Source organism: Pinibacter aurantiacus, from assembly GCF_019130065.1.
Taxonomy (GTDB): domain Bacteria; phylum Bacteroidota; class Bacteroidia; order Chitinophagales; family Chitinophagaceae; genus Pinibacter; species Pinibacter aurantiacus.
The window spans coordinates 97,179-120,020 of record NZ_JAHSPG010000002.1; the positions used below are offsets into that span (position 1 = coordinate 97,179).

The following is a 22,842-nucleotide window of genomic DNA, read 5'->3' on the forward strand; positions in this document are numbered from 1 at the left end:
AATCCTTAACCATTAAAGAAACAGCGTGAAAGCAATTCGATCCTACGACAATTATATAAATGCAAACATGCAGCTCTCTCTGCTAAAGGATGCGGGGTTAAATTGCTATATACAAGATGAGTATACCATTACCATCGATCCTTTGCTAAGCCCCGCGCTGGGCGGAATGAAGTTGATGGTGAATGAAGAAGACATTGAAGAAGCCAACCGCATTCTCGAAACAACCGAGCGAACTTTTCTTGAGAATGTTGCTTGTGAAAACTGCGGACAAAAAAGCGTTCAAAAAATTGTGAACGTAAAAACTTTTGATACAGTCTGGCAACAGCTATGGAGTGTTTTAAAAAATGGCCAGCCAGTGGAGCAGACAACTGTTTACAGGTGTTATAGTTGTGGAGCGATGCAAGAAGAGCTTTAATAAGCAAAAAATTAAAAAGTCAAAAGTCAAAAAAGGGAGCGCTATTTCGCACTTGTGTTTTTGACTTTTGACTTTTTAATTTTTACTTTATTCTTAGACTTTTTCCCTTAAGCTCTCTCTAAACCCGCTCGGGCTAAAGCCTGCAACGTTTTTAAAGAATTTGGCAAAGTTGGAAGTGTCTGTAAATTGTAAGTAGTATGCAACTTCTGCTACAGTCATATTCGTGTTTTTCAAAAGCGCCTGCGCTTCCAAACCAACTCTTTCACGAATAATTTGCGAAGCAGATTTACCAGTTTGATCTTTAAGCAGATTGCTTAAATAGTTCGGGTGCAAGTGCATTCCCTCTGCAACAGCTTTTAAAGTTAACTCTTCCTTGATGTTCCCTTTATTCAACTCAATGAAATAGCCATTCAGCAAATTCATGAATTGAGAAACAACTGTTTCATTGCCTTTGGTAACTGTATAACTTCCGGAAGTCGCAGCTTTCGCATTGAACAACAAAATGTTGGTATAATGAAACAACATCTTGTAACGATCAGGATTATCTGAGCGAAGTACACCTTGCATATCGGTGAACAACTGCTCAAACGCAGTGATCTGCTCTTCGCTAAGCTTTGTAGTTAAACCGCTTTCTGCCTGGTAAAAAGGAAACTCTGTAGTGATCGTTCTGGCGGGCTTTTGCTGGAAAACGTATTGCGGCGTAAAGAAAATGATGTAGCCTTTCCAGTTTTTAATTTCATGATAATGGCGGATGTGCCATGGAGCAGTGAAATACATGTTGCCACGCTCAAGATGATAAACTTGTGAGTTTATGTTGAGAGTGAAACTGCCATCCGTCACCAGAGCTGCAATGAATGCATTCAGACGGAATGGTTGTTTGAAAAGCTTACTATCGTACGGGATATCTTCAAACTTGATCAGCTCAAAATCTGGATTCAAAACCGTCATATCGGCGCTTTGAAACGACTCACTAAGATTGTTGTAATAAGGTATTTTTTCAGCCATGTTCACTAAAGATAGAATTGCAAAATTCGTTTATTTGATTGATTTAAGTCAACTTTTCACCTCCCGCTCCTTATCAATATTTACCGCTTATAAAATAACGGGGAAGGGTAAAGAATTGTAAAACAAGTAGGTTTACGTTCTTTTAGTAGTTTTTACGGAACAAGATGGGGGGTAAAGCCGGACTTAAAATTGGTAAACGTTGTCGAGACTTTGACGCTAAACTAACACAAAACTTGCGGGTAGAATCTAAATAATATCTAAAATAATTCATTTATGAGAGTTTGATGACAATTGAGTTTGCTGGTTTCCTGAAGCTGACAACGTCTGAAATAAAATCGTTGCTTTCAAGCTATCATGAAGGGAAAGTCAAAAGGCAAAAGCCAAAAGGGTCTCGAACTGTTTTGAACGTTATTGACTTTTCACTTTTGAATTTTTACTTCTGGCCTTGTGCCGTTGAAGTTATTCATCATCATATCTTTGCAAATCTTTTTAACAACTTCTGGCAAAACATAAATACAGCTTGTCTGTAATTACTAGTTATGTATTACTTGTTATATGGCGTTTTATATTTACTCTCCTTGTTGCCCATGCGGGTTCTGTATATTTTTTGCGACCTTATTTATGTTATACTCTACTATATAGCAGGTTATCGCAAACAGGTGGTGATGAAAAATCTTTCTATTGCTTTTCCTGAAAAATCAGAAGCAGAGAAAAAAACTATTGCAAGAAAGTTCTACAGGAATTTTATTGACAACTTTATTGAGGCTATTAAAATGCTGAGCGCGGGAAAATCTTTTGTTGAAAAAAGATACAAAGGCAACTTTGAAATATTTGAACAGATCAATGCCAAGGGAAAAAGTGCCCATCTTTTTCTCGGACACTATTTTAACTGGGAGCTAGGAAACTTCACGCTTGAATACAACTCTCCATTGCACATGCTTATCGTGTATATGCCCATTAAGAATCAGGCGATGGAAAGATTGTTCATTCATTTAAGACAGCGCTCAGGTGCGGGCCTTATTCCTGCAACGCCCACCAGCGCATTTACAAGAGCTTATATCGAACAACGCAAACGCCCATATATGCTGGCTTTGCTGGCGGATCAAAATCCTGGCGGAGTAGACAAGGCATATTGGCTAAATTTCTTCGACAGGGCTACTCCTTTTGTAACAGGCCCGGAGAAAAGTTCCCGTTCCGCAAACATGCCTGCAGTGTTCGGCTATTTTAAGAAACCGAAGCGTGGCTACTACACGCTTCATTTCGAAATGATTGAAGAAAATCCAAGAAGCGTAGAAGAAGGAGAACTAACACGCAGATACGTGACGCTATTGGAAAACGCAATCAGAGAAAATCCTGAGATATGGATGTGGACGCACAAGCGCTGGAAATCTGAGTGGAAAAGCGAATACAAGAAATTGTGGATTGGGAAAGATGTGCCGGTGTTGAGGCGGGCGGCGTATGAGTAACGAATTAAGAATTAACAGGGTAACATATTTTGAAAAAGCGATATTGTATCTGTTTAAAAACGCTAAGGGCGGCATTCAGTTTTTGAATGCCGCCCTATTAATTACTAATTACTAATTATTAATTTTTCTCTAGTTCAGCACACTCTGATCTTTCTCCGTCTCAATACCAGACTGATCTTTGATCTTGCCCCAACCGCCGTTTACGTTGCGGATGTTGTGAATACCTTGACGCTTCAGCAATGAAGAAGCAATCACGCTTCTGTAGCCGCCTGCACAATGAACATAAATGTTTTGATTCTCTTCAAGGATTGACATGTTTGCCGGATTCTTCATATCAGAAAGCGGAAGGTTAACAGCATTTTTCACGTGGCCAACTGCAAATTCTGCTTCGCGGCGAACATCAAGTACAACAAGATGTTCATCAAAAGGAAGATCCATTGCCAATTCATCTGCCTCAACATCAATGATCAGGTCAACTTTTTCGCCTGCATTTTTCCATGCTTCAAAACCACCTTCGAGGTAACCGTTTATTTTATCAAAACCTACACGCGCAAGACGAATAGCTGTTTCTTTTTCTTTTCCTGCATCTGTAACAAGAATCATCGGTTCATCGAAGCTTAAGATACTTCCTGCCCATTCTGCAAAGCGTCCTTCAAGGCCGATGCTTATTGAGTTTGGCACATACCCCTGTATAAATGTATTAGCATTTCTTGTGTCCAAAATAACAGCACCTTTCTCTGCTTCCGCTTTAAAGTTTTGAATAGACAAAGGAGCCAACGCAGTTTTCAACACTTCATCAAGGCTAGTGTAACCTTGTTGGTTGATCTTTGCATTGATGGGAAAATATTGCGGAGCTGCAGGCAGATCTTTTGTTACTGCATCAACAAACTCTTGTTTGCTTTGAGGCTGCAAAGCATAGTTCGTTTGCTTTTCACTACCAATGGTGCTTTGCGTATGCGGGCCAAGGTTTTTACCACAGCTGCTTCCGGGACCGTGTGCAGGATAAACAATTACATTATCTGCCAATGGAACAATTTTGCTTTGCAACGAATCATACAACAAACCAGCCAGCTCTTCTGAAGATTTATTTCCGCTGCTAAGATCAGGACGGCCAACATCTCCAACGAACAATGTGTCGCCAGTAAAAATTGCGTGATCGGTTCCTTGTTCATCTTTTAATAAATAGCAGGTAGATTCGATTGTGTGACCAGGTGTATGCAGCACTTCAAGGCTGATGTTTCCCAGTTTAAAAACTTCACCATCTTTTGCCAAATGGAAATCGAAAGCGGCGTTAGTGCCCGGGCCATAAATGATAGGCGCACCCGTTGCTTTGCTGAGGTCTATGTGACCACTTACGAAGTCGGCGTGAAAGTGTGTTTCAAAAATATATTTGATGGTAGCATTTCGTTCCGCTGCTTTTTGAAGATAGTCGTCAATATCTCTCAAAGGGTCAATAATGGCGGCTTCCCCGTTGCTTTCAATGTAATAAGCAGCTTCGCTTAAACAATTGGTATATAATTGCTCTACATACATAATGTCTCATGTTTAGTATTGCAAAGGTAGGCATTAAAAAGTAAGCTGGATCAGGTCAAAAGTTAGGCAAATTTGAAAATTTGAGGATTTGAGAATTTGAAGATTCTGTCTGTGTAGCTTTTCTCTTTCAAAGTTGACTTTCAAATTATCCGGGAGTAATGATAAAACCCATAAGGCTCCGCCCAAAGCATTTTCAAATTTTCAAATCCTCAAATTTTCAAATTAGACATGAACGCCTGTTACTCAAAAGTCTGAAATCAGAAATGTGAAGAAATAAAAAGAGGTTATCTCATTGCTGAAATAACCTCCTGTTACGTGTTTAAATCTATTTTAAAATTCCTGGGGCTTACGCAGTAAGCTCAAGAACAAATTTGTTGATATCTTCAATGCGATTGTGATTCACAGTATAATAAATAAACTTTCCATCACGCTCGGTTTTAACGATTCCTGCTCTTCTTAAAATAGCCAAATGCTGTGAGGCTACGGACTGCTCAAGGCGAAGGCGAACATATATTTCTGTTACGGTCATTTTACCGCTTTCCTCTAGCAACTTTAGAATTTGCTGGCGCAGTTTATGATTCAGCGCCCTCAAAATAAGTGCTGCTTTTTTTACCTGGAGAAAATCAATTTTCATGGTAGACACGTCTTCTAATTTTATCATTACGGTATTAATTGATGTATTCATAATTGATAATTGGACTTAAACACATGCAAAAATTCAACAAATTGACTAAAACATATATTTAAAAGCGACATTTTACAATCCTAATGGGACAAACTTTTAGAATTTTAGCTTCCTGCGAGGTAAACTTCCTTCAGGTAGGCAGGCTCGGCATACGCGAGGTCTGCAAATTCAGATCGTAAGTATTTTTGGTAAGATAAGGTTCCTAATTGCGCAGCGGTTATATTAACCGTTTGAAAATCAGCGTTTTTATTTGATATCAGCTTCTCAAACTTGTTGCTTCCGGATCCGGAAAAGACAACTTTATGTTCTAAAAGCAAATCATTGTAAGAAGACTCGTCTAAAATTCGGGCAGCTGCTTTTTCTACTATGCCTAATTCTTCATCAAATACTGCGGAAAACACTTCAAGTCTTCTCGCGTCAATCATAGGGCAAAATAATATAATTTGTTGTTTATTTATACTATTATTTTTATGCCAGTTTTCCACGCTGGCAAGCGCCATTATTTTTAAAGTACTTTCAGTTATTAAAGGGATGTTTAATGCAAAACACAATCCTTTTGCCGTTGCCATTCCTACTCTCAATCCGGTATAAGATCCGGGGCCTTCTGCAACAGCTATTGCATTAAGGTCGCTAACAGAACGCGCCGAAGCAGTCAATATCCTCTGAATTGCATTCTGAAGCCAGGAAGAATGATCGCGTTGTTCTTTATTTATCTCAACACTCAGTTCTTTTTCCCCTTCCATTAACCCCACACTAGCCGTTTCCGTCGCCGTATATATATTAAGAATCAACGCCATTTAAAAGAAAGTTAATTGATATTTAATGACTTACCTTCCGAAAATACCTGTTTAAACGATTTATCAAACCGGCAAAATTACTTTAAATCCCGCTATGAATAACGGGTTTCATGGTAAACCACTAAAATTCAATATGCAAAGAAGAGGTAAATTTCTCGTAACAAGAAATAAAAGAATATAAAAAACCGAAATATCTTTATGAATTGCCCTTTTTGGTTGACCAAATTTTTTGAGTGACTTCCAATGGTGGAGGCCTTGTTCCGGCTGGTTGTAAATCGCACCAGCAAGGTGCCGGTATTGATATTCAAATATTCTTAATAAGATCAGGCCCTTGTTCGAACTTGCAAAATCATGAGTCTGGCAACAAATTATGTCCTTGCAACTTGAAAACATGCAACGCTTAATCAAACCTTATCGCATCCAGGTTAAAATCTTCCGGAAATTTTGCTGTTTTATCTGAATAAAAATCCCTCAAAACTTTTGCGTCTTTTTCTTTATCACCCGTTAGCCAGATGGGCGCTCCAATGCCTGCTTCTTTCTTTTTGTAATCCAAATATGCGGGATAAACCGGAACATTTGCACCAAGGGCGATGTAATAGAAGCCCTTTTTCCATTTCTCAACACGTTTGCGGGTTCCCTCGGTCGCAATCATCAAAATCAGCTCATCTTTTTGTCTGAACATATCAATGATCGACTCAACAAGTTTGTTATAGGTTTTTTTCCGTTCTACAGGAATGCCTCCCGATTTGTGCAAAATGCCTGTGAGTGGCCATTTGAACCATTCTTTTTTGATGAGATAATGGGCATTTATTCCTACTATGCGCAATGCGGCAAGGGAATAGACAAAATCCCAATTGGATGTGTGGGGAGCTGCAATAATAACACCCTTATCAGCCTTGCCGGAAAACGATGTTTTAATTTTCCAACCTTTTAATTTGAACCACCAAGCGAACAATCTAAGCATTTACCGACAAGTTTGAGATTAGTGAATAACCCTAATTCTCCCGATGTGAAACGTCGCATCGGGAGAAAAGGTTCTGCAAAATATCAGTTTTACAAAACTGGCGGGTGATCAAAATCAGGTATTCTATTGATAAATCAGGTGCGTGAGTAAACCGTCTCTCAGCTTAGGCTCAAACCATGTAGATTTCGGAGGCATAACATTGCCACTATCCGCGATATCAAATAATTGTTTGATGCTAACAGGATACAAACTGAAAGCAGCAGCCATGTCGCCACTGTTCACTCTTTTTTCCAATTCGCCTAAACCACGGATGCCGCCAACAAAATCGACTCTTTTATCTGTGCGCGGGTCTTTGATGTCAAGGATTGCATCCAATACTTTGTTTTGCAAAATGGTTACATCCAATATGCCTATCGGGTCCTTTGTGTAAGCGCCTTCTTTTGCAACAAGTTTGTACCATTTGCCATCAACAAATAAACCGAATTCGTGCAGGTCAGTTGGCAAAACCGCTGTAGGAGCCGGAGACAAGGTGAAATCGCTTTCAAGTTTAGTCAAAAACTCCTGAACGCTCAGGCCATTCAGATCTTTTACCACGCGGTTGTAATCCATGATCTTCAACTGGCTCGCAGGGAAAAGTGTAGTAAGGAAATAGTTTGCATTGTCGTGATGACCCTTATCCAACGCCTTGCGCACCTTTGCTGCGGAAGCCGCTCTGTGGTGGCCATCGGCGATATAAGTATGAGGAACTTTTTCGCTAAAGAGATTGGAGATAGATGCAATGGCCGCATCTTCATTTACGGTCCATATTTTATGGTGGATAGAATCGTCTGCTGCAAAATCGTACACAGCAGCGTGATTTTTCTTCCAGTTTTCTATCAGTTCATTAATAGCATCCACATCGCGGTAGGCAAGGAAAACATTACCTGTTTGTGCGCCTGTTGTTTTGATGTGGTTGATGCGGTCCTGCTCTTTTTCAGGGCGTGTAAACTCGTGCTTTTTAATGATGTCGTTTTCGTAATCATCTACTGAAGAACCCGCTACCAGGCCGGTTTGGCTGCGGCCATTCATTACAAGTTCATAAATGTAATAGCAAGGCTTTTCTTCGCGCAATAGAACGCCGTTGTCAAAAAGAATCTCAATATTTTCTTTCGCCTTTTCGTACACTTTTTGTGAGTGTACATCCACGTCTTCGCTAAGATCTATTTCAGATTTTGTTACGTGTAAAAAAGACTGCGGATTACTTTGTGCGGCAACTCTTGCTTCTGAAGAATTCAACACATCGTAAGGAGGAGCCGCTACTTTTTTTGCGAGATCAACAGTTGGTCTTAATGCTTTGAAAGGCGTTATATGTGCCATTGGTATTTTGTTTTGAGTGTTAGTCGTGATCTACAATCGTGAATGGTGAATGGTGAAACGTGAATGGTTGATATGCGGGAAACCTATTCACGATTGACCATTCACGTTTCGCGACCTATCCTTTTTTCGCTGCGAAATCTTTTATCAGATCACAGAGAGCTTGTACGCTTTCGAGTGGCAGTGCATTGTACAAAGATGCACGGAAGCCGCCAACGCTTCTGTGTCCTTTTACGCCGTACATGCCATTGTCTTTGCAGGTTTGCAAAAATGCTTTCTCTACTTCCGGATCAGATATGGTGAAAACAACGTTCATTTTACTTCTGTCTTGTTTTGCTACAGGCAAATTGAACATAGGTAAAGCATCCAGCGTATTGTAAAGCAGGCTCGCTTTCTGGTCGTTGATCTTTTCGATTGCTGCTACACCGCCTATTTTTTTCAACCAACGCAATGTGAGCATACACACGTACACAGCAAAAACCGGAGGCGTGTTGAGCATGGAGCCGTTTTCAATGTGATTTTTGTAATCCATCATTGTGGGCAGTTTGCGGCCTGCAAGCCCAACAATGTTTTTATCGATTACGAGGATGTTTACGCCCGCTGCACCAATGTTTTTCTGCGCACCGGCATAAATAAGTGAGAATTTATTGAAGTCCATCACCGTGCTCAAAATATCACTGCTCATGTCTGCGATCAAAGGCACATTCGTTTGAGGAATGCTATGCATTTCTGTTCCTTCGATCGTGTTGTTTGTTGTGTAATGGAAATAGCTTACATCATCAGGAATTTCGTATCCTGTTGGAATGTAAGAGTAGTTTTTATCTTTTGAGCTGGCAACAACATTTACATTGCCAAACAATTTTGCTTCTTTGATAGCTTTTGATCCCCAAACGCCGCAATCAAGGTAAGCAGCAGTTTTGCCTTCGGCCAACAAATTCATTGGGATCTGGAAGAATTGTGTGGACGCACCACCGTGAAGGAAAAGCACTTCCTTATTCGAATCAAGGTTCATCAATTCTTTTAACAACGAAACGGCTTCATTAAGAACACCTTCAAATAATGGAGTACGGTGACCGATTTCCAGGATGGAAAGACCGGTATTGTTGAAATCTAAAATTGCTTTTGAAGCTTCCTGAAAGACTTCTTTAGGTAAAATAGATGGGCCCGCGTTAAAATTGTGCATTACCATGTTAGTTTTATTCGATGAAGTAAGGAGGCGCAAAAATATTCAAAAAGCGGGGAATTACCTTTATTAATTCTATGCAAAGAGGGGATGGAATGATAAAAGTCTACAAATACGGTGGTTTTGTTGAAATTTTTTTAAGTAGAAGGGAGCACACAGATGGCACTGATTAGACTGATTTGCGCTGATAGTTGCAAAAAGTAGAATAACTGAATAATTGAAGGTTTGGAATCAAAGAGCTTCTTACTCATAAAACCTTCAGTTATTCAGTTACTCAGTTATTCAATTATTATCAGGGTCATCTGTGTGCTCTCTACAAAGCAATATTCTGCACCAACGCACTCTTGTACGGATAATCCGTGTTGTAATGCAGTCCGCGGCTTTCTTTTCTGAAGCTTGCAGATTTTACTACGAGATATGCCGCAGTGATCATGTTGCGCAATTCACATAGCTGCGGTGAAATTTTAGTGTTGCGATAAAGCACTTCTGTTTCTTCGTGCAGCAGATCGAGGCGGTGCATGGCTCTTTCGAGACGGGTGTTGGTGCGCACGATACCCACGTAGTCACTCATTAGCAGCTGCAGTTCTTTTAAGCTTTGTGTGATGAGGATCATTTCCTTTGGATCGCCGGTGCTTGATGCGTTCCAGTCGGGAATGGTAGTTTGAAACTCGATGTTTTCAATTTCTCTTACTGAATCGAGAAAGCTACGGTGGCTGAATACCATTGCTTCGAGCAAAGAGTTACTGGCTAACCGGTTAGCGCCGTGCAAACCTGTGGAAGCACATTCTCCCGAAGCATATAAGTGACGGATAGATGTTCTACCCCATTCATTTGTTTTGATACCACCACAGCTATAGTGCGCCGCAGGCGCAATAGGAATCATATCTTTTGTTACGTCAATGCCGATAGACAAACACTTCTCGTAAATATTGGGGAAGTGATGAATGAACTTGTCTTTGTCCATGTGGCGGCAATCGAGGTATTCATGCTCGGTACCATTCTTCTTCATTTCGCTATCAATGGCGCGGGCCACGATATCACGGGGAGCGAGGTCCTTTCTTTCATCATATTTTTCCATGAAAGCCTCACCGTTCTTATTGCGAAGAATACCGCCATCTCCACGAACCGCTTCTGTGATTAAAAAAGCCTGGCCACGGATGCCTGGGAGATACAACGCGGTAGGGTGAAACTGGATGAACTCCATGTTTTCAATTCTTCCCTTTGCACGGTACACCATTGCCACACCGTCGCCCGTTGCGATGTACGGGTTTGTAGTGGTGCGATAAATTTGTCCGTTTCCTCCCGTTGCGAGTAGAGTAATTTTGGAAAGAATTTTTTCTATGCGGTTCGTTTGAAGATTTAGCACGTACACACCGTAACAATCGATATCCGGAGTAGATTTTGTTACAAGGTAACCAAGGTGGTGCTGCGTGATGAGATCTATCACGAAGCAATGCTTAACGAGCTCGATGTTTTTTTGCTTTGCAATGGCTGCCAGCAAGGCTCTTTCTATTTCCCAACCGGTAATGTCTTTATGATGCAGTATGCGAAACTCACTATGGCCGCCTTCCCTGCCTAATGAAAAATCACCATCAGGATCTTTATCGAAGCGTGCGCCCCAATCAATAATTTCCTGGATGCGGTCAACGCCCTCCTTTACCACTATTTCAACGATCTCTTCGTTGCACAAGCCATCCCCGGAAATCAGTGTATCCTGTATATGTTTTTCGAAACTGTCTTTTTCAAAATCCGTTACGCCGGCTACGCCGCCCTGCGCATACTTGGTGTTCGTCTCATCGGCATTGGCTTTTGTAATAATCGTAACCTGTTTGTCAGGAAATTGATTTGCTATTTTTAAAGCGTACGTCAAGCCGGCAATACCTGATCCTATGACTAAAAAATCTGTTTCCATTGCAATAAATAAGTTGTCAAATGTAAGATTAATTGCGGGAGAGATATGTGATGGCGCCGCGTACAATGCAATATTGTGCCATGATATAGCTCAGCATAACACCAAAGGATGCGCCTGCGAAGGGTTGATAAAACTTGTTGGTTGCTAGTAAAGAGTCTGATAGTACGAAAAGCGCCGCGCCAGCAATGCAAAAATAAGTTTGCCTGTTACCGTTATTTTTAAATGCCTGGATGCTGCAAACCAGCATGGTCGCAATAGTTGCCGCATATACGAAAACAGGCGTTTGCAACGCGCCAAGGTGCGGCCTCAAGAAGAAAAACAGAAGAATAGCATACAGAAAAACGGCGCCGGAAATCCATGGGTTCCATTTCTGCTTTTCTGTTTGCGCATAAATCACGCTGGCAAAAAAGAAAATGTAAAGCAAGTGAGCGAAAAGGAAGGACGCTAAACCGGCCATGAAAAACTTCGGTTCATCTACCAATAAAAACACATCGCCGAGCCATGAAAAAAACAAGGCCGCCATTACATATAATCGCGGCCTTGAATTATCAGGAATATTTGAAACGAACCATGCGATTAAAAATGGCATGAGCAATGACTTTGAAACCAGTGTGAGCCAATGCCAATTGGCAGTAATAGAGAACAGGTTAATTAAGCCATCGATACCGAATAAGATGAGCCAGCTTTGTTTGCGCATAGTAGTGAGGTTTAGCGAGCTTAACGCCGAACGCCTAACGCTCAACGCTTGAGGCCGCGTTTAGCATTAGGCGTTCGGCATTTAGCATCTTAATAGGTTGCCTTCAATTCCATCAGTTGTGGATTGTCAAATGCACTGAAAAGGTCTGACTTCAATGTGATGGTTTTTTTATCCGCGGATAAAGTAGCCAGTTTGTTGCTTACTGTTTTTGCAGGTTTTGGCAATTTCAGGATCAGTGTATAGTTCATTTCTCCCATCATGCTCATCATTCCCTTTATTTGCTCCGCTTTTTCATCGTGTATGAATGCATCGTAACGGGCCTTGTTCAAGGTTTTTGAATAAGAACCGTCTTTAAAGTTCACATCGAAAATGGAATTGATTTGATTCAGGCCGCTGGTATCAGAAGCATTTTCCATTCCCATGCCTTCCTGTGCCTGCATGCTTTTAAAAGCTTCATTCAATCCTCCGTTTCCTTTCTGGATCATGGCATACAACTCATTAAGATTTCCAAAACTGGTGAAAGGGTATTTCATGTCCAGCTTCATCACACTTTTCTGCATGTCCATATTAACGTGCATTACGCCGCCCTTCAATAATTCTTTTTTGTGTGCGTCCAGATCCTGTGCGCTGTCAAGAATGGAATCAAAGTTTATGGTAGTGTCCATTGCTTTATTCATTCCTTCTTTTTGCAGGTCGCTATCATTCATAAAGCCTTTCATCATTTCAAAGGCTTTACTCATATCCATATTGAGTTTATAAGTGCCGGTACCGTTTTGCTTTATCTCCACTTCCTCCACTGTATCGAAACAGCTTACAAGGCAAAAAGAAAAAGCAAGGATGATTAAGTATTTGAGGTGTTTCATACAGCTGTGAAAATGTTTAAGGTTTTGCGATAATATTTGAATACAAAGCTAGAATTAAAGTCAAAACTAAAAAGTCAAAAGTCAAAATTAAAAAGTCACAACAAGGCCGCCGACTGTTTGGGTCTCCACTTTTTGACTTTTTAATTTTTACTTCTGAATTGCCTGATACTTTACTGTAAATGTTTTGCTCTCTCCCGCCGGCAGTAAAACCAGTCCCATTTTGTTATTAAAACTATCTGGTGCTGCGCTTAAATTTTCAATTGCCAGGCTTTTTCTGTGAGGCGGTGTGTAGATCTGCAGAAAAGGATAGCTTTCATCCGGCCACAGGCTTACGCTTACACCGTTGCGTGGGTTAGAGAAAATTGCCGCAGGCTCATTTTTTACCGAACGAAGCGAAAAGCAGTTGTCCAGCTCTTTTTCGTTTAGCAGTTTTGGAGCATTGAATTCGCTGTATTCAATTTGTTTACCCGTTGGAACAAGTTTCTCGTTGAACTCAATAATGTTTTCGCCGTGAAACTGCAACAGGCAATCGTTTACATCATTTCCCAAAGTAAAATAAGGGTGCCAGCCGTCCTGCATTGGAATGGTTGTGCCGCTGTTATTTGTAACAACTGTTTTCAGTTCAAGCGTGTTGGGAGAACTCAATGAATAAGTTACTTCGCAAGTGTATTGATAAGGGTAACCTTCGTTTTCGTTGTTGTATTTGTATTGTAGCGTTACAGAAGCCCCTTTTTCATCTGCATGCTGGGCGGTAACTTCAAATGGTTTATTGAACAACAAGCCGTGAATGGCTGTGCCATCTTGAAATTTATTGGGGAACTCAAACAACTGTCCATTGAAAGTATATTTTCCATCAGCGATGCGACATGCAAATGGAGAAAGTTTGCTGCTTTTAAAACTTGTCGCGAGATCAGTGTCGATATCTTTTTGATCTGCGTAGTTGGCAATTACGTTTAATTTGCCTTGGTTTTTCAAAGGAATATCGAAGCTGTGCAACATTGCGCCGTAAGCGGGCAAAATACTTGCAGTTGTTCCTGTCTGTTTGTCTTCCAGTACGATTAATGATAAACCGTTTTCTTCTTGTTGGTAAGTGGAAAAGGACATAGTGGTGGTTATGTTTGTATTTGATATTTAAAAATGGAATGTACTTCGCGCTCCGGAGTGATTGAATAACTGAATGACTGAATAACTGACGTTTACATTCGATCAGTCGCTTCGACTTTCAACCACTCAGTTATTCGGTTATTCAGTTATTCAATTATTGCTCCACCCAAGCTCCATTCTCTTTTAAAAGATTAATGAGTTCTTCCACGGCCACTTCGCTGTCAACGTTTCTTTTCACAACCTCTTTGCTTTTATACAAAGTGATTTTGCCGGGGCCGCTGCCCACGTAGCCAAAGTCTGCGTCTGCCATTTCGCCCGGGCCGTTTACTATACAACCCATGATGGCAATTTTTATTCCCTTCAAGTGATTGGTGCGCGAACGGATCTTCGCCGTTGTTTCCTGCAAGTCGAACAAGGTACGACCGCAGCTTGGACAGCTAATGTATTCTGTTTTAGAAATGCGTGTTCTTGTCGCCTGTAAAATGGAGAAAGCCGTATTATTTAAGAATTGCTCTATGCTTTTTGTTTCCAGATAGGTTCTACCCGTCACCTTAATGTTTTCGATAGTAGAACCGGTTAAGCCGAGGCTGATGCCGTCGCCCATACCTTCTAAAAACAACGCACCTGTTTCTGTTGCGAGATGGATCAAATGCTCGTCAATGCCATGATGCGGGCTGTCGCAAATTAATATCGCCGGATTTTTGATGCTTCTGTTCATCAGTTCCACAAACATTTTTCGAACAGATTGCATCGCATTTTTATTGGTAGAGCTTAGGCAAAGTACAACCGTGTTATCTTTTGCCAGCTCGTCGATATTTTTTGTACCATCATTTTCCGCACTGGTGAAACAATCCACCATCACAAAATTGACCGCGTTGTGTTTTACCGTGGCGTTAATGAATTGCTCGTCGGAGAACAACGGAACGAATTTATAGCTGCCATTAACATTTGCTTCAAGATCCTCTTGTTGCCATGCGTGCGCATTCAGCACAACTTTCAATGTGCCGGGTAGTGCAAAATGGATCAGGTTATTCCCTGTAAAAATATAATCCGCTGCCGCGTCGCCAATTGTCCATTTATCGCTCGGCTCGTCGTATTTGTAACCAATGTTTTCAAGATCTGCGGGAGAAATAGCCGCATGCTTACTGAAATCTGCCACTACAACAGGTACTTGTTTACCGCCAATATTGGAAACCTCGAAAGTTTCCCGTCTTTTATATTCGAACGGAGAATAAGGAAGCTTGATTTTTTCAGCCGGAGCTTCGCTGCGCTCAGTTTGATGATTATATCTTTTCACCAGGTCCTTGCAAACAGGAATTTCGAACTCAGGGTCTTCAGTCAGAGAAACACGGATCGTATCGCCAATGCCATCTTCCAGCAAAGTACCGATGCCGATGGCAGATTTAATTCTTCCGTCCTCTCCGTCGCCCGCTTCTGTAACGCCCAAATGAAGCGGATAGCATTCGTTGAATTCATCCATCATTTGCTTGATCAAAAGCCTGTAAGCATGAACCATTACTTGCGGGTTGCTGGACTTCATGCTTAATATAATATTGTGATAGTCCTCATCTCGTGCTATGCGCAAAAATTCCATCGCGCTTTCCACCATGCCAATCGGCGTGTCGCCATACCGACTCATGATGCGATCGCTCAAAGAACCGTGGTTGGTCCCGATGCGCATTGCCGTGCCATGTTCTTTACAGATTTTCACCAGCGGTGTAAACCTTGTGCGGATGCGTTCTATTTCCTCTGCATATTCTGCATCGGTATATTCCAGTTGTTCGAATTTCTTTTTGTCAACGTAATTGCCTGGGTTCACCCTTACTTTTTCTACAATTCTCGCGGCAATTTCCGCAGCGTTGGGTGTAAAGTGGATATCGGCAATGAGTGGTGTATTGTAACCACGCTTGCGCAATTCATTTTTAATGTTCAACAGGTTCTCTGCTTCCTTTTTGCTTGGTGCCGTAATGCGCACCATTTCCGCTCCGGCTTCAATGCACCGGATGCTTTGCTCTACCGTGGCCATGGTGTCCATGGTGTCGGTAGTGGTCATGGTTTGTACGCGAATGGGATGAAAATTGCCCAGCAAAAGATCTCCGATCTTCACTTCTCTTGTAGATAGTCTTTTGTAAGAAGTCAGCGATTCACTATATAACTGCATGTAGATTGTACACTTTGTTGCAAGGTAAGGAAATTGGCACGCAGATGACACGGATTGGACTGATTTACACTGATTCTTGCCAATAATTGAATGACTAAATAACTTATCTATGTGTTTAAAACGCATGATGCATTTCAGCAAAAAATCCGTGTAAATCAGTCCAATCCGTGTCATCTGTGTGCAAAAAAAAGGCCCCCAATTGGAGACCTTTTCTGAAACGCTTGAACCCGCCTATCCCGGCATTCTCGTAATATATTTTTCGATCTGTTTGATTTGATCTACTATTTGAGGCGTAGTTGGTTTTAATGCTTTTGCTTTTTTGAAGAAATCTTTTGCAGCGCGGAACTCTCTTTTTGTCATCATAATGCTGCACATTTGAAGGTAGGCTGCTGCTTCGTTTTCTTTATCGGGAAGACCTTTGCGGATCGCAGAACGGATATAGTTTTCCGCTTGTCTAAGGTCATTCTTCTGCATAGACACCATTCCCAGTTGCAGCAAACTAGCGCCTTCTGCTTCTTTCATCGGCATACCAAGGTCCAAACCTTTCTTCATGTGTTTTTCCGCGCCGGTGAAATCCTGTTTCATCATCGCGATATTACCTTTCAGGGTATAATAAACCGAACGGATTGGTTTGTATAAAAGACCAGGAAATTTGATGGTATTCAACACTCTTTCCGCGCCGTCCATATCACCGGATTCCATATACTCCTGGATCAGGCGAAGCGGACCGAAGAAGAAATGACTGAAAATTAAGATAACTGCTACTAAATAAAGAACGAAAGACGGCCAAAAACCGAAGGCTACCGTACATGCAATGGCTAAAACAAGAAACACGATTCCCAGCGGAAGCCTGTATTTAATGACCCAATTGTAAAATTTCATTGTGAAAGACTTTTTTTGAAAGAGTGCAAAGATAGAGAAGGAACGCAGATTTTGATGATTTTGAAGATCGGTTATGATTTTTTTGTTTTTTAAGAGCCTATAGTATCTAACTCTCTGGTTTTCATTTGCGAAGCTTCAAAACCTATAAAATCTTAATAAACCTTAATAATCATGAAAATCTGCCTGCCCGAATAAAATTCATTCAGGCGGGCGTTCCTGTTTTTCCCTATCTTGCCGCAATGGCCGGGATCGATATTTCATTATTATTTAACTCATCTTCTGCGATACAGATCATTCGCATGCGCAACGCCGCATGGGTATTGCCGTTTTTGTACGATGTATTTAAAGAAAACAATGTATTCTTTATTTCCGAAACAAAACTGGCAACTCACCTGGCGGAAACACTTGCCATGCACGTGGACGGAACAGAAGATCTGGAAGAAGCAAAAATTGAATTTGGGGAAGATGAAGAAAGCCGTGCCCGGAAATACCTGGTGAACTGGGTGCAAAAAAGAGTGCTGCAGGATTTCCCGGACAATGATGGCAACACGCAATATCAACTGAGTGCACATACGGAGAAGATATTTCAATGGTTTCAGACATTAGGCCGTAGAGATTTTGTGGGTACAGAGAGCCGCTTCAAAATGTTATTCTCTTCTTTGCGCGATATCGTAGAAAAAACCGAAGATGATCGCACTGCGCGCCTCGAAGATTTGAAAAACAAACGCGCCGCTATTGACAAAGAGATCCAAAGACTCGAACATGGCGCTACCGTTGAGGTTTATAACAATGCCCAGGTGCAGGAAAGGCTGGAGCTTTTTACAAGATTGTGTTACGAACTGCTGAGCGATTTTCGTGAAGTGGAAGATAATTTTAAAGGAATACACCGCTCTATCGTAGAGCATCACACGAAAGCAGAATTAAACAAAGGCGCCATTGTTGGCTATGCATTTGAAGCTTACGATGCGCTGCGCAACAGCGACCAGGGAAAGAGTTTCTATGCGTTTTGGGATTTTCTTATTTCCCGTGCCGGTCAGGAAGAATGGCGCGAACTTACGGAGCAATTGCTAGACTTGCTGTACGACAGAAATATAGAAGCGAACAATGATTTCCTGCAGAACATAAAGACAATGCTGCTTCAGCAAGGCAAAAGCGTGTACGAAGCAAATGATAAAATGGCGGAAAAGTTAAGCCGCATTATTACCGAGAAAGAAATTGCCCGACATAAAAGATTGCGCACGCAAATCAGCAACATTAAAGAGCTGGTGCTGGCCAATCAGCAGGAAGACGATATTACTTGCGGCATTGCGGTGGGCGAACCTGTCAGCATCAAGCTGATCATGGATCGCAAGTTGAATCTGCAACAGAAAGCGCAATCTGTAGTTATTACACAACCTAACAATGCGGATGAACACATTGCAGACATGGAGCGCTTCAGCCGAATGATCAATACAAGTTTTATTGACAAGAAAAGGCTTTGGCAAAAAGTGGAAGATGTTCTAAAACAAAAACAAACCGCTACTTTAAAAGAAGTATTGGAAATAAACGGACTTGACAATGGCATACCGGAAGTTGTTTCTTACTACAGTTTTGTAAAAGACAAAGGCTCCCGCGTGCAAATTTTGGAGAACATGACAGAGCACATCAGCATAAACGAGGAGCAAACGAAGTTTATTGAAGTGCCGTATTTGCTTTTCAGTCGAAAAGCCAATTAATAACTGAACGACTGAATAACTGAATAACTGATGTTTCTCGGCGAGATGCTCAATAAACTTCAGTTATTCAGTTATTCAGTTATTCAATAATTCAAAAACGTGGAATTAAAAACACAAACAAAAATCCTTCCTTACACGCAGGTCTTCATTAAACTGCTGAAAGGGCCGGTAGAATATATTGAGAAAAATACGTGGGAAAAACTGCTGCAGTATAAATCTGAACTCGCGGTGTTTGTGCAGCAGCTTGGATTAACCCTCGTGCTGGATGAAGAAGATGGTTATGCTTATGTAAAGCACACTATTAGCGAAGAAGATGATGATGCAGCGGTAAGCTGGATGCAGCGCCGTTCCTTCACTTATGATGAAAGCGTGCTGCTCGTTTTGTTGCGCGATATGATGGCGGAGTTTGAAGTAGGCGAAGCAACGAGCCGCGAACTGATCAAGAAGAGAAGAGAAATAAAAGAATACGCTGAATTGTTTTTTAAAGAAAACGCCAGCCGTGTAAAATTCATTCGCGAACTGGATCGCCTGATTGATCGTGCGGAAGAAAATGGTTTCATTGACAAAATGGAAAACAATGACATTTTGGATGAACAAAAATTCAGAATAAAAAAGATCATCAAGGCACGTGTAGATGGTGAAATATTAGATCAATTTAAACAGCAACTGGAAGAACATGCAGTTAAACGTATTCAACACGGATAGTAACAAGTCGGGGTTTCGCTTGCAATACATGGAGGTTTTCAATTGGGGAACGTTTGACGAAGTAATACATTCCATTCGTCCCGTTGGTGAAACGTCTTTGCTGACCGGTGCAAACGGCAGCGGCAAAACAACTTTTGTGGATGCGTTGTTAACGTTGATTGTACCTGAGAAAAAATACAGGTTCTACAACCAGTCATCCGGCAGTGAAAAGAAGGGAGATCGTACGGAAGATAGCTACGTAATGGGCGGATACGGAACGATCAACAGTGAAAGCACCAACACAACCAAGACTTTATATTTAAGGGAGAACAAGGAAGAAGCTTATAGCATTTTGCTGGCAAATTTTGCCAACGAAGCTGATCAATACGTAACACTTTTCCAGGTTCGCTATTTCTCGGGCGGCGAAATGCAAAAGGTATTTGCTGTTGCGCATAAACCGCTGCATATTGAAGATGACTTCAGGCCGTTTGACCTCAATGGCAACTGGAGACGCAGAATAGACACACAATACAACAAGGGAAGCCGCAAACAGGTGGAGTGGTTCAGCGCAGCGAGCCGCTACGCGCAAAGATTGGTGGAAGTGTTGGGCATGCAAAGTATACAGGCTCTGGCACTTTTCAACCAAACGGTTGGTATTAAAGTGCTGGGCAACCTGGATGAGTTCATCCGCATGCACATGCTGGAGCCAAGAAACATGGAAGATGTCTTCATTGAATTAAAAGAACACCTTGGCACTTTGCTGGATGCGCAACGCAACATTGAAAAAGCGGAAACGCAAATTGGTTTGCTGAAAGCGCTTTCGCAACACTATAATGAGTTTGACAAGTGCCGCGGGCAATTACAAACAAGTAAGCAGGAAGCGGAGACAGCAATTATCTGGAACAGTTTTACGAAAAATAATTTGCTGTCACAAGCGATTAGCGAAACCAAAGAGTTGCTGAAAGATCTGCAAGAGCAATTAATAGACTGCAAGCGTTCCATTGATGACTTAAAAGAAAAAGAACGCAACACCCGAAATGAACTTGAGCAAAACAAAGCAGGGCAAAGGTTACACAATCTTGAACTTGAGTTGAAAGACTTAAATGAAAAACTGCGCCTTGCGGAAAAAAATCACACATTGTTTGCCGAATGGGCAACCACCTTGCACATTGAAGAAGCCGACGCGACAGATGAAGCAAGCTACAAACGCATTGTTGCAGAAAGCAAACGGGCTAAGCTTCGCCTCGAACGCGAACAACGATTGAATGATGACGATGATTTTGACGGGAAAAATATTCTGAATAAATCAAAAGCAGAGAAAGACAATATTGAGCAGGAACTGAATGTGTTACTGCAATCAAAAAATAATATTCCGGGCCATTTAATTGCGCTGCGAAAAGATATTTGCGCCAATCTAAAAATTGATACCAACGACCTTCCCTTTGCGGGCGAGTTAATGCAAGTGAAGCATGAAGAACATAACTGGGAACCGGCGCTGGAGAAATTATTGTCCGGCTTTGCATTGCGTTTGCTGGTGCCGGAAAAGCATTACAAAAAAGTAAACAAGTATGTAAACAATACCAACTTGCGTTCGCGACTGGTGTATTATCATGTGGGCGAATCGGCGCTGGAATTGAATGCAGACGACAATACCGTTTTTCATAAACTCGATTTTCATCCGGAACATAAACTTACGCCCTGGATTGAGCAGCAGGTCATTCGACAGTTTGACTACGTTTGCCTGCAGGATGAAAAAACACTTGACAGATATGACAAAGCGATCACGATAAATGGTCTGGTGAAGAATCGCGACAGGCATGAAAAAGATGACCGTCCCGATCGCAATGATCCTAGCCGCTATGTAATGGGCTGGAACAACGAAAAGAAAAAAGAGGCCTACATAAAGCGGAGAGAGGTTTTGGTAAAACAAATTAATGATGCGGAAGAAACATTGCAGCGCTGCAAACGAAAATCAGAAAGGTTACAGGCGCAATCTTTTGCTGTGATGCGCATTGAATCGCACGATGGATTTGGTAGTATCAATTTGCAAGGCATACAGCGCAACATCCGCAATGTAGAAGAGCAAATGGCTTCGCTGAAAGAAAGCAGCAATCAACTAAAAACGCTGACAAAACAACTGGAAGAAATTCTTTCGCAGTTATCGGCAAAAGATGATGAACGCACACAGATAGACAAACAGGTTGCGCGAAAAGAAATGGAGATGCAGGGGATGGAATTTGCTCAGCAACAGTTAATACCATTGTTCCAAAATATTAAGGAGCAGGACAAAGATCATTTGCTACAGTTTCAACAGCAACATGCAGACGCGCTAGCAAATATCAGTTTGCAAAGCATAGATGCGAAATACAACGATCTCAAAGAGAAGATCAACAACCGCATTGCGGATCTTCAAGATACTTTGCGTAAAGAGGAAACTGCATTAAACAAAAGCATCAACCGCATTAAGAATCCATCTGTTGATATACAGCAACGTTTTCCCGATTGGAGCGGCGACGTACAGCAGCTTTCCGATGATGCAGCCTATGCGTTGGAATATGTGGAATGGCTGCAAAAACTGGAGCAGGACAATTTGCCCAAATACAAAAAGGATTTCGAAAACTTCATTACCACTACCATGACCTACAAGATCGGTAGTCTTAATGAAGAAATGGAGAAATGGGAAAGGGAAATTAAAAACAGCATCGTAAGACTTAACCAGTCGCTGGCGGGCATCAACTTCAACAGGTTGCCGGATACATTTATTCAACTGGGCATCCGCTCGATAAATGATGCGACGGTAAAGGCTTTCCGCAATCAATTGCTGGAAGCGTTGCCGCAAGCTTCGAACTGGCAGCAAAATAGTTTTGAAGATAAAGCCGCGCACTTCAGGGAAAAAATTCAGCCGTTGATCAGCAGCCTGGACGAAAGCGAAACCTACCGCAATCGTGTGCTGGATGTGCGCAACTGGTTTGAGTTTTGGGCAGATGAAAAATTCCGCAATACCAACGAGCTGAAGAAAACGTACAGACAAATGGGCCAGCTTTCCGGTGGAGAAAAAGCGCAGCTTACCTACACCATTTTGTGTAGTGCCATTGCGTATCAATTTGGCATTACGCGAGAAGGAAAGAACACCAAGAGCCTTCGCTTCATTGCCGTGGATGAAAGCTTTAGCAACCAGGATGAGGAAAAAGCAACTTACCTGATGGAGCTTTGCAAACAATTGCATTTACAACTACTCGTGGTAACGCCGAGTGACAAAATTCAAATTGTGCAGGACTTCATTGCCCATGTGCATTTGGTGCAACGCAAACCAAACGGAAGAAGCGTGATGTACAACATGACGATAAAAGAACTGAAAGAAAAATTTGAAGAGGAGCAGGTGGCGTCGTAACAATTGAGTAAAAGATTTGTAGCATATTGAAA

At 41.6% G+C, this 22,842-nt stretch carries 18 protein-coding genes; 5 read left to right on the forward strand and 13 right to left on the reverse strand.

Going from position 1 to position 22,842, the window contains the following annotated elements:
- Positions 1-25: 25 nt before the first annotated feature.
- Positions 26-415 carry a putative signal transducing protein gene (locus tag KTO63_RS03690; protein WP_217789797.1) on the forward strand — a complete coding sequence of 130 codons (390 nt, stop codon included), beginning with the start codon at positions 26-28 and terminating at the stop codon, positions 413-415.
- Between the two features lie 93 nt (positions 416-508).
- Here KTO63_RS03690 and KTO63_RS03695 read toward each other — a convergent pair whose 3' ends face one another.
- Positions 509-1,420, reverse strand: a complete 912-nt coding sequence (locus tag KTO63_RS03695; protein WP_217789798.1) for a helix-turn-helix domain-containing protein — start codon at positions 1,418-1,420, stop codon at positions 509-511.
- 539 nt (positions 1,421-1,959) lie between these two features.
- Here KTO63_RS03695 and KTO63_RS03700 point away from each other — a divergent pair.
- Positions 1,960-2,886, forward strand: a complete 927-nt coding sequence (locus KTO63_RS03700) for a lysophospholipid acyltransferase family protein (RefSeq protein WP_217789799.1) — start codon at positions 1,960-1,962, stop codon at positions 2,884-2,886.
- Positions 2,887-3,015: 129 nt separating this feature from the next.
- Here the strand turns inward: KTO63_RS03700 and KTO63_RS03705 are convergent, their stop codons facing one another.
- From KTO63_RS03705 to KTO63_RS03760, 12 genes are all read right to left on the reverse strand, one after another.
- Positions 3,016-4,419 carry an MBL fold metallo-hydrolase gene (locus KTO63_RS03705; protein WP_217789800.1) on the reverse strand — a complete coding sequence of 468 codons (1,404 nt, stop codon included), beginning with the start codon at positions 4,417-4,419 and terminating at the stop codon, positions 3,016-3,018.
- Between the two features lie 346 nt (positions 4,420-4,765).
- Positions 4,766-5,104, reverse strand: coding sequence for an ArsR/SmtB family transcription factor (locus tag KTO63_RS03710; RefSeq protein ID WP_217789801.1), 339 nt, complete (start codon positions 5,102-5,104; stop codon positions 4,766-4,768).
- A gap of 104 nt (positions 5,105-5,208) precedes the next feature.
- Positions 5,209-5,901, reverse strand: a complete 693-nt coding sequence (tsaB, locus tag KTO63_RS03715) for a tRNA (adenosine(37)-N6)-threonylcarbamoyltransferase complex dimerization subunit type 1 TsaB (protein WP_217789803.1) — start codon at positions 5,899-5,901, stop codon at positions 5,209-5,211.
- 400 nt (positions 5,902-6,301) lie between these two features.
- Positions 6,302-6,865: a 1-acyl-sn-glycerol-3-phosphate acyltransferase gene (locus KTO63_RS03720; protein ID WP_217789804.1), complete on the reverse strand. Its 564-nt coding sequence runs from the start codon at positions 6,863-6,865 to the stop codon at positions 6,302-6,304.
- Positions 6,866-6,988: 123 nt separating this feature from the next.
- On the reverse strand, positions 6,989-8,221 hold the full coding sequence (locus tag KTO63_RS03725; protein ID WP_217789805.1) for a DUF1015 domain-containing protein: 1,233 nt from the start codon (positions 8,219-8,221) through the stop codon (positions 6,989-6,991).
- Between the two features lie 115 nt (positions 8,222-8,336).
- Positions 8,337-9,401, reverse strand: coding sequence for a 3-phosphoserine/phosphohydroxythreonine transaminase (gene serC, locus KTO63_RS03730; protein ID WP_232373017.1), 1,065 nt, complete (start codon positions 9,399-9,401; stop codon positions 8,337-8,339).
- A 313-nt stretch (positions 9,402-9,714) separates the two neighbouring features.
- Complete coding sequence (gene nadB / locus KTO63_RS03735; RefSeq protein ID WP_217789807.1) at positions 9,715-11,313, reverse strand: L-aspartate oxidase; 1,599 nt, start codon at positions 11,311-11,313, stop codon at positions 9,715-9,717.
- Between the two features lie 28 nt (positions 11,314-11,341).
- Positions 11,342-12,010: a lysoplasmalogenase gene (locus tag KTO63_RS03740; RefSeq protein WP_217789808.1), complete on the reverse strand. Its 669-nt coding sequence runs from the start codon at positions 12,008-12,010 to the stop codon at positions 11,342-11,344.
- 89 nt (positions 12,011-12,099) lie between these two features.
- The gene (locus KTO63_RS03745) at positions 12,100-12,873 is read right to left on the reverse strand and encodes a hypothetical protein (protein ID WP_217789809.1); all 774 of its coding nucleotides are present in this window, start codon (positions 12,871-12,873) and stop codon (positions 12,100-12,102) included.
- A 147-nt stretch (positions 12,874-13,020) separates the two neighbouring features.
- Positions 13,021-13,977, reverse strand: a complete 957-nt coding sequence (locus tag KTO63_RS03750; protein ID WP_217789810.1) for an aldose 1-epimerase — start codon at positions 13,975-13,977, stop codon at positions 13,021-13,023.
- A gap of 154 nt (positions 13,978-14,131) precedes the next feature.
- A complete protein-coding gene (gene ispG, locus KTO63_RS03755) occupies positions 14,132-16,138 on the reverse strand; it encodes a (E)-4-hydroxy-3-methylbut-2-enyl-diphosphate synthase (RefSeq protein WP_217789811.1) in 2,007 nt (668 codons plus the stop codon).
- 231 nt (positions 16,139-16,369) lie between these two features.
- Positions 16,370-17,020: a tetratricopeptide repeat protein gene (locus KTO63_RS03760; protein WP_217789812.1), complete on the reverse strand. Its 651-nt coding sequence runs from the start codon at positions 17,018-17,020 to the stop codon at positions 16,370-16,372.
- Between the two features lie 125 nt (positions 17,021-17,145).
- On the opposite strand from KTO63_RS03760, the gene KTO63_RS03765 reads away from it, so the two are divergent.
- From KTO63_RS03765 to KTO63_RS03775, 3 genes are all read left to right on the forward strand, one after another.
- Positions 17,146-18,735 carry a DUF3375 domain-containing protein gene (locus KTO63_RS03765; protein ID WP_232373018.1) on the forward strand — a complete coding sequence of 530 codons (1,590 nt, stop codon included), beginning with the start codon at positions 17,146-17,148 and terminating at the stop codon, positions 18,733-18,735.
- A gap of 99 nt (positions 18,736-18,834) precedes the next feature.
- Positions 18,835-19,440 (forward strand): DUF4194 domain-containing protein, encoded by a 606-nt coding sequence (locus tag KTO63_RS03770; protein ID WP_217789813.1) that lies wholly within the window; start codon positions 18,835-18,837, stop codon positions 19,438-19,440.
- Positions 19,412-22,810, forward strand: a complete 3,399-nt coding sequence (locus tag KTO63_RS03775; RefSeq protein WP_217789814.1) for an ATP-binding protein — start codon at positions 19,412-19,414, stop codon at positions 22,808-22,810. Before KTO63_RS03770 ends, KTO63_RS03775 begins: the two co-directional genes overlap by 29 nt.
- The last annotated feature ends 32 nt before the right edge of the window (positions 22,811-22,842 follow it).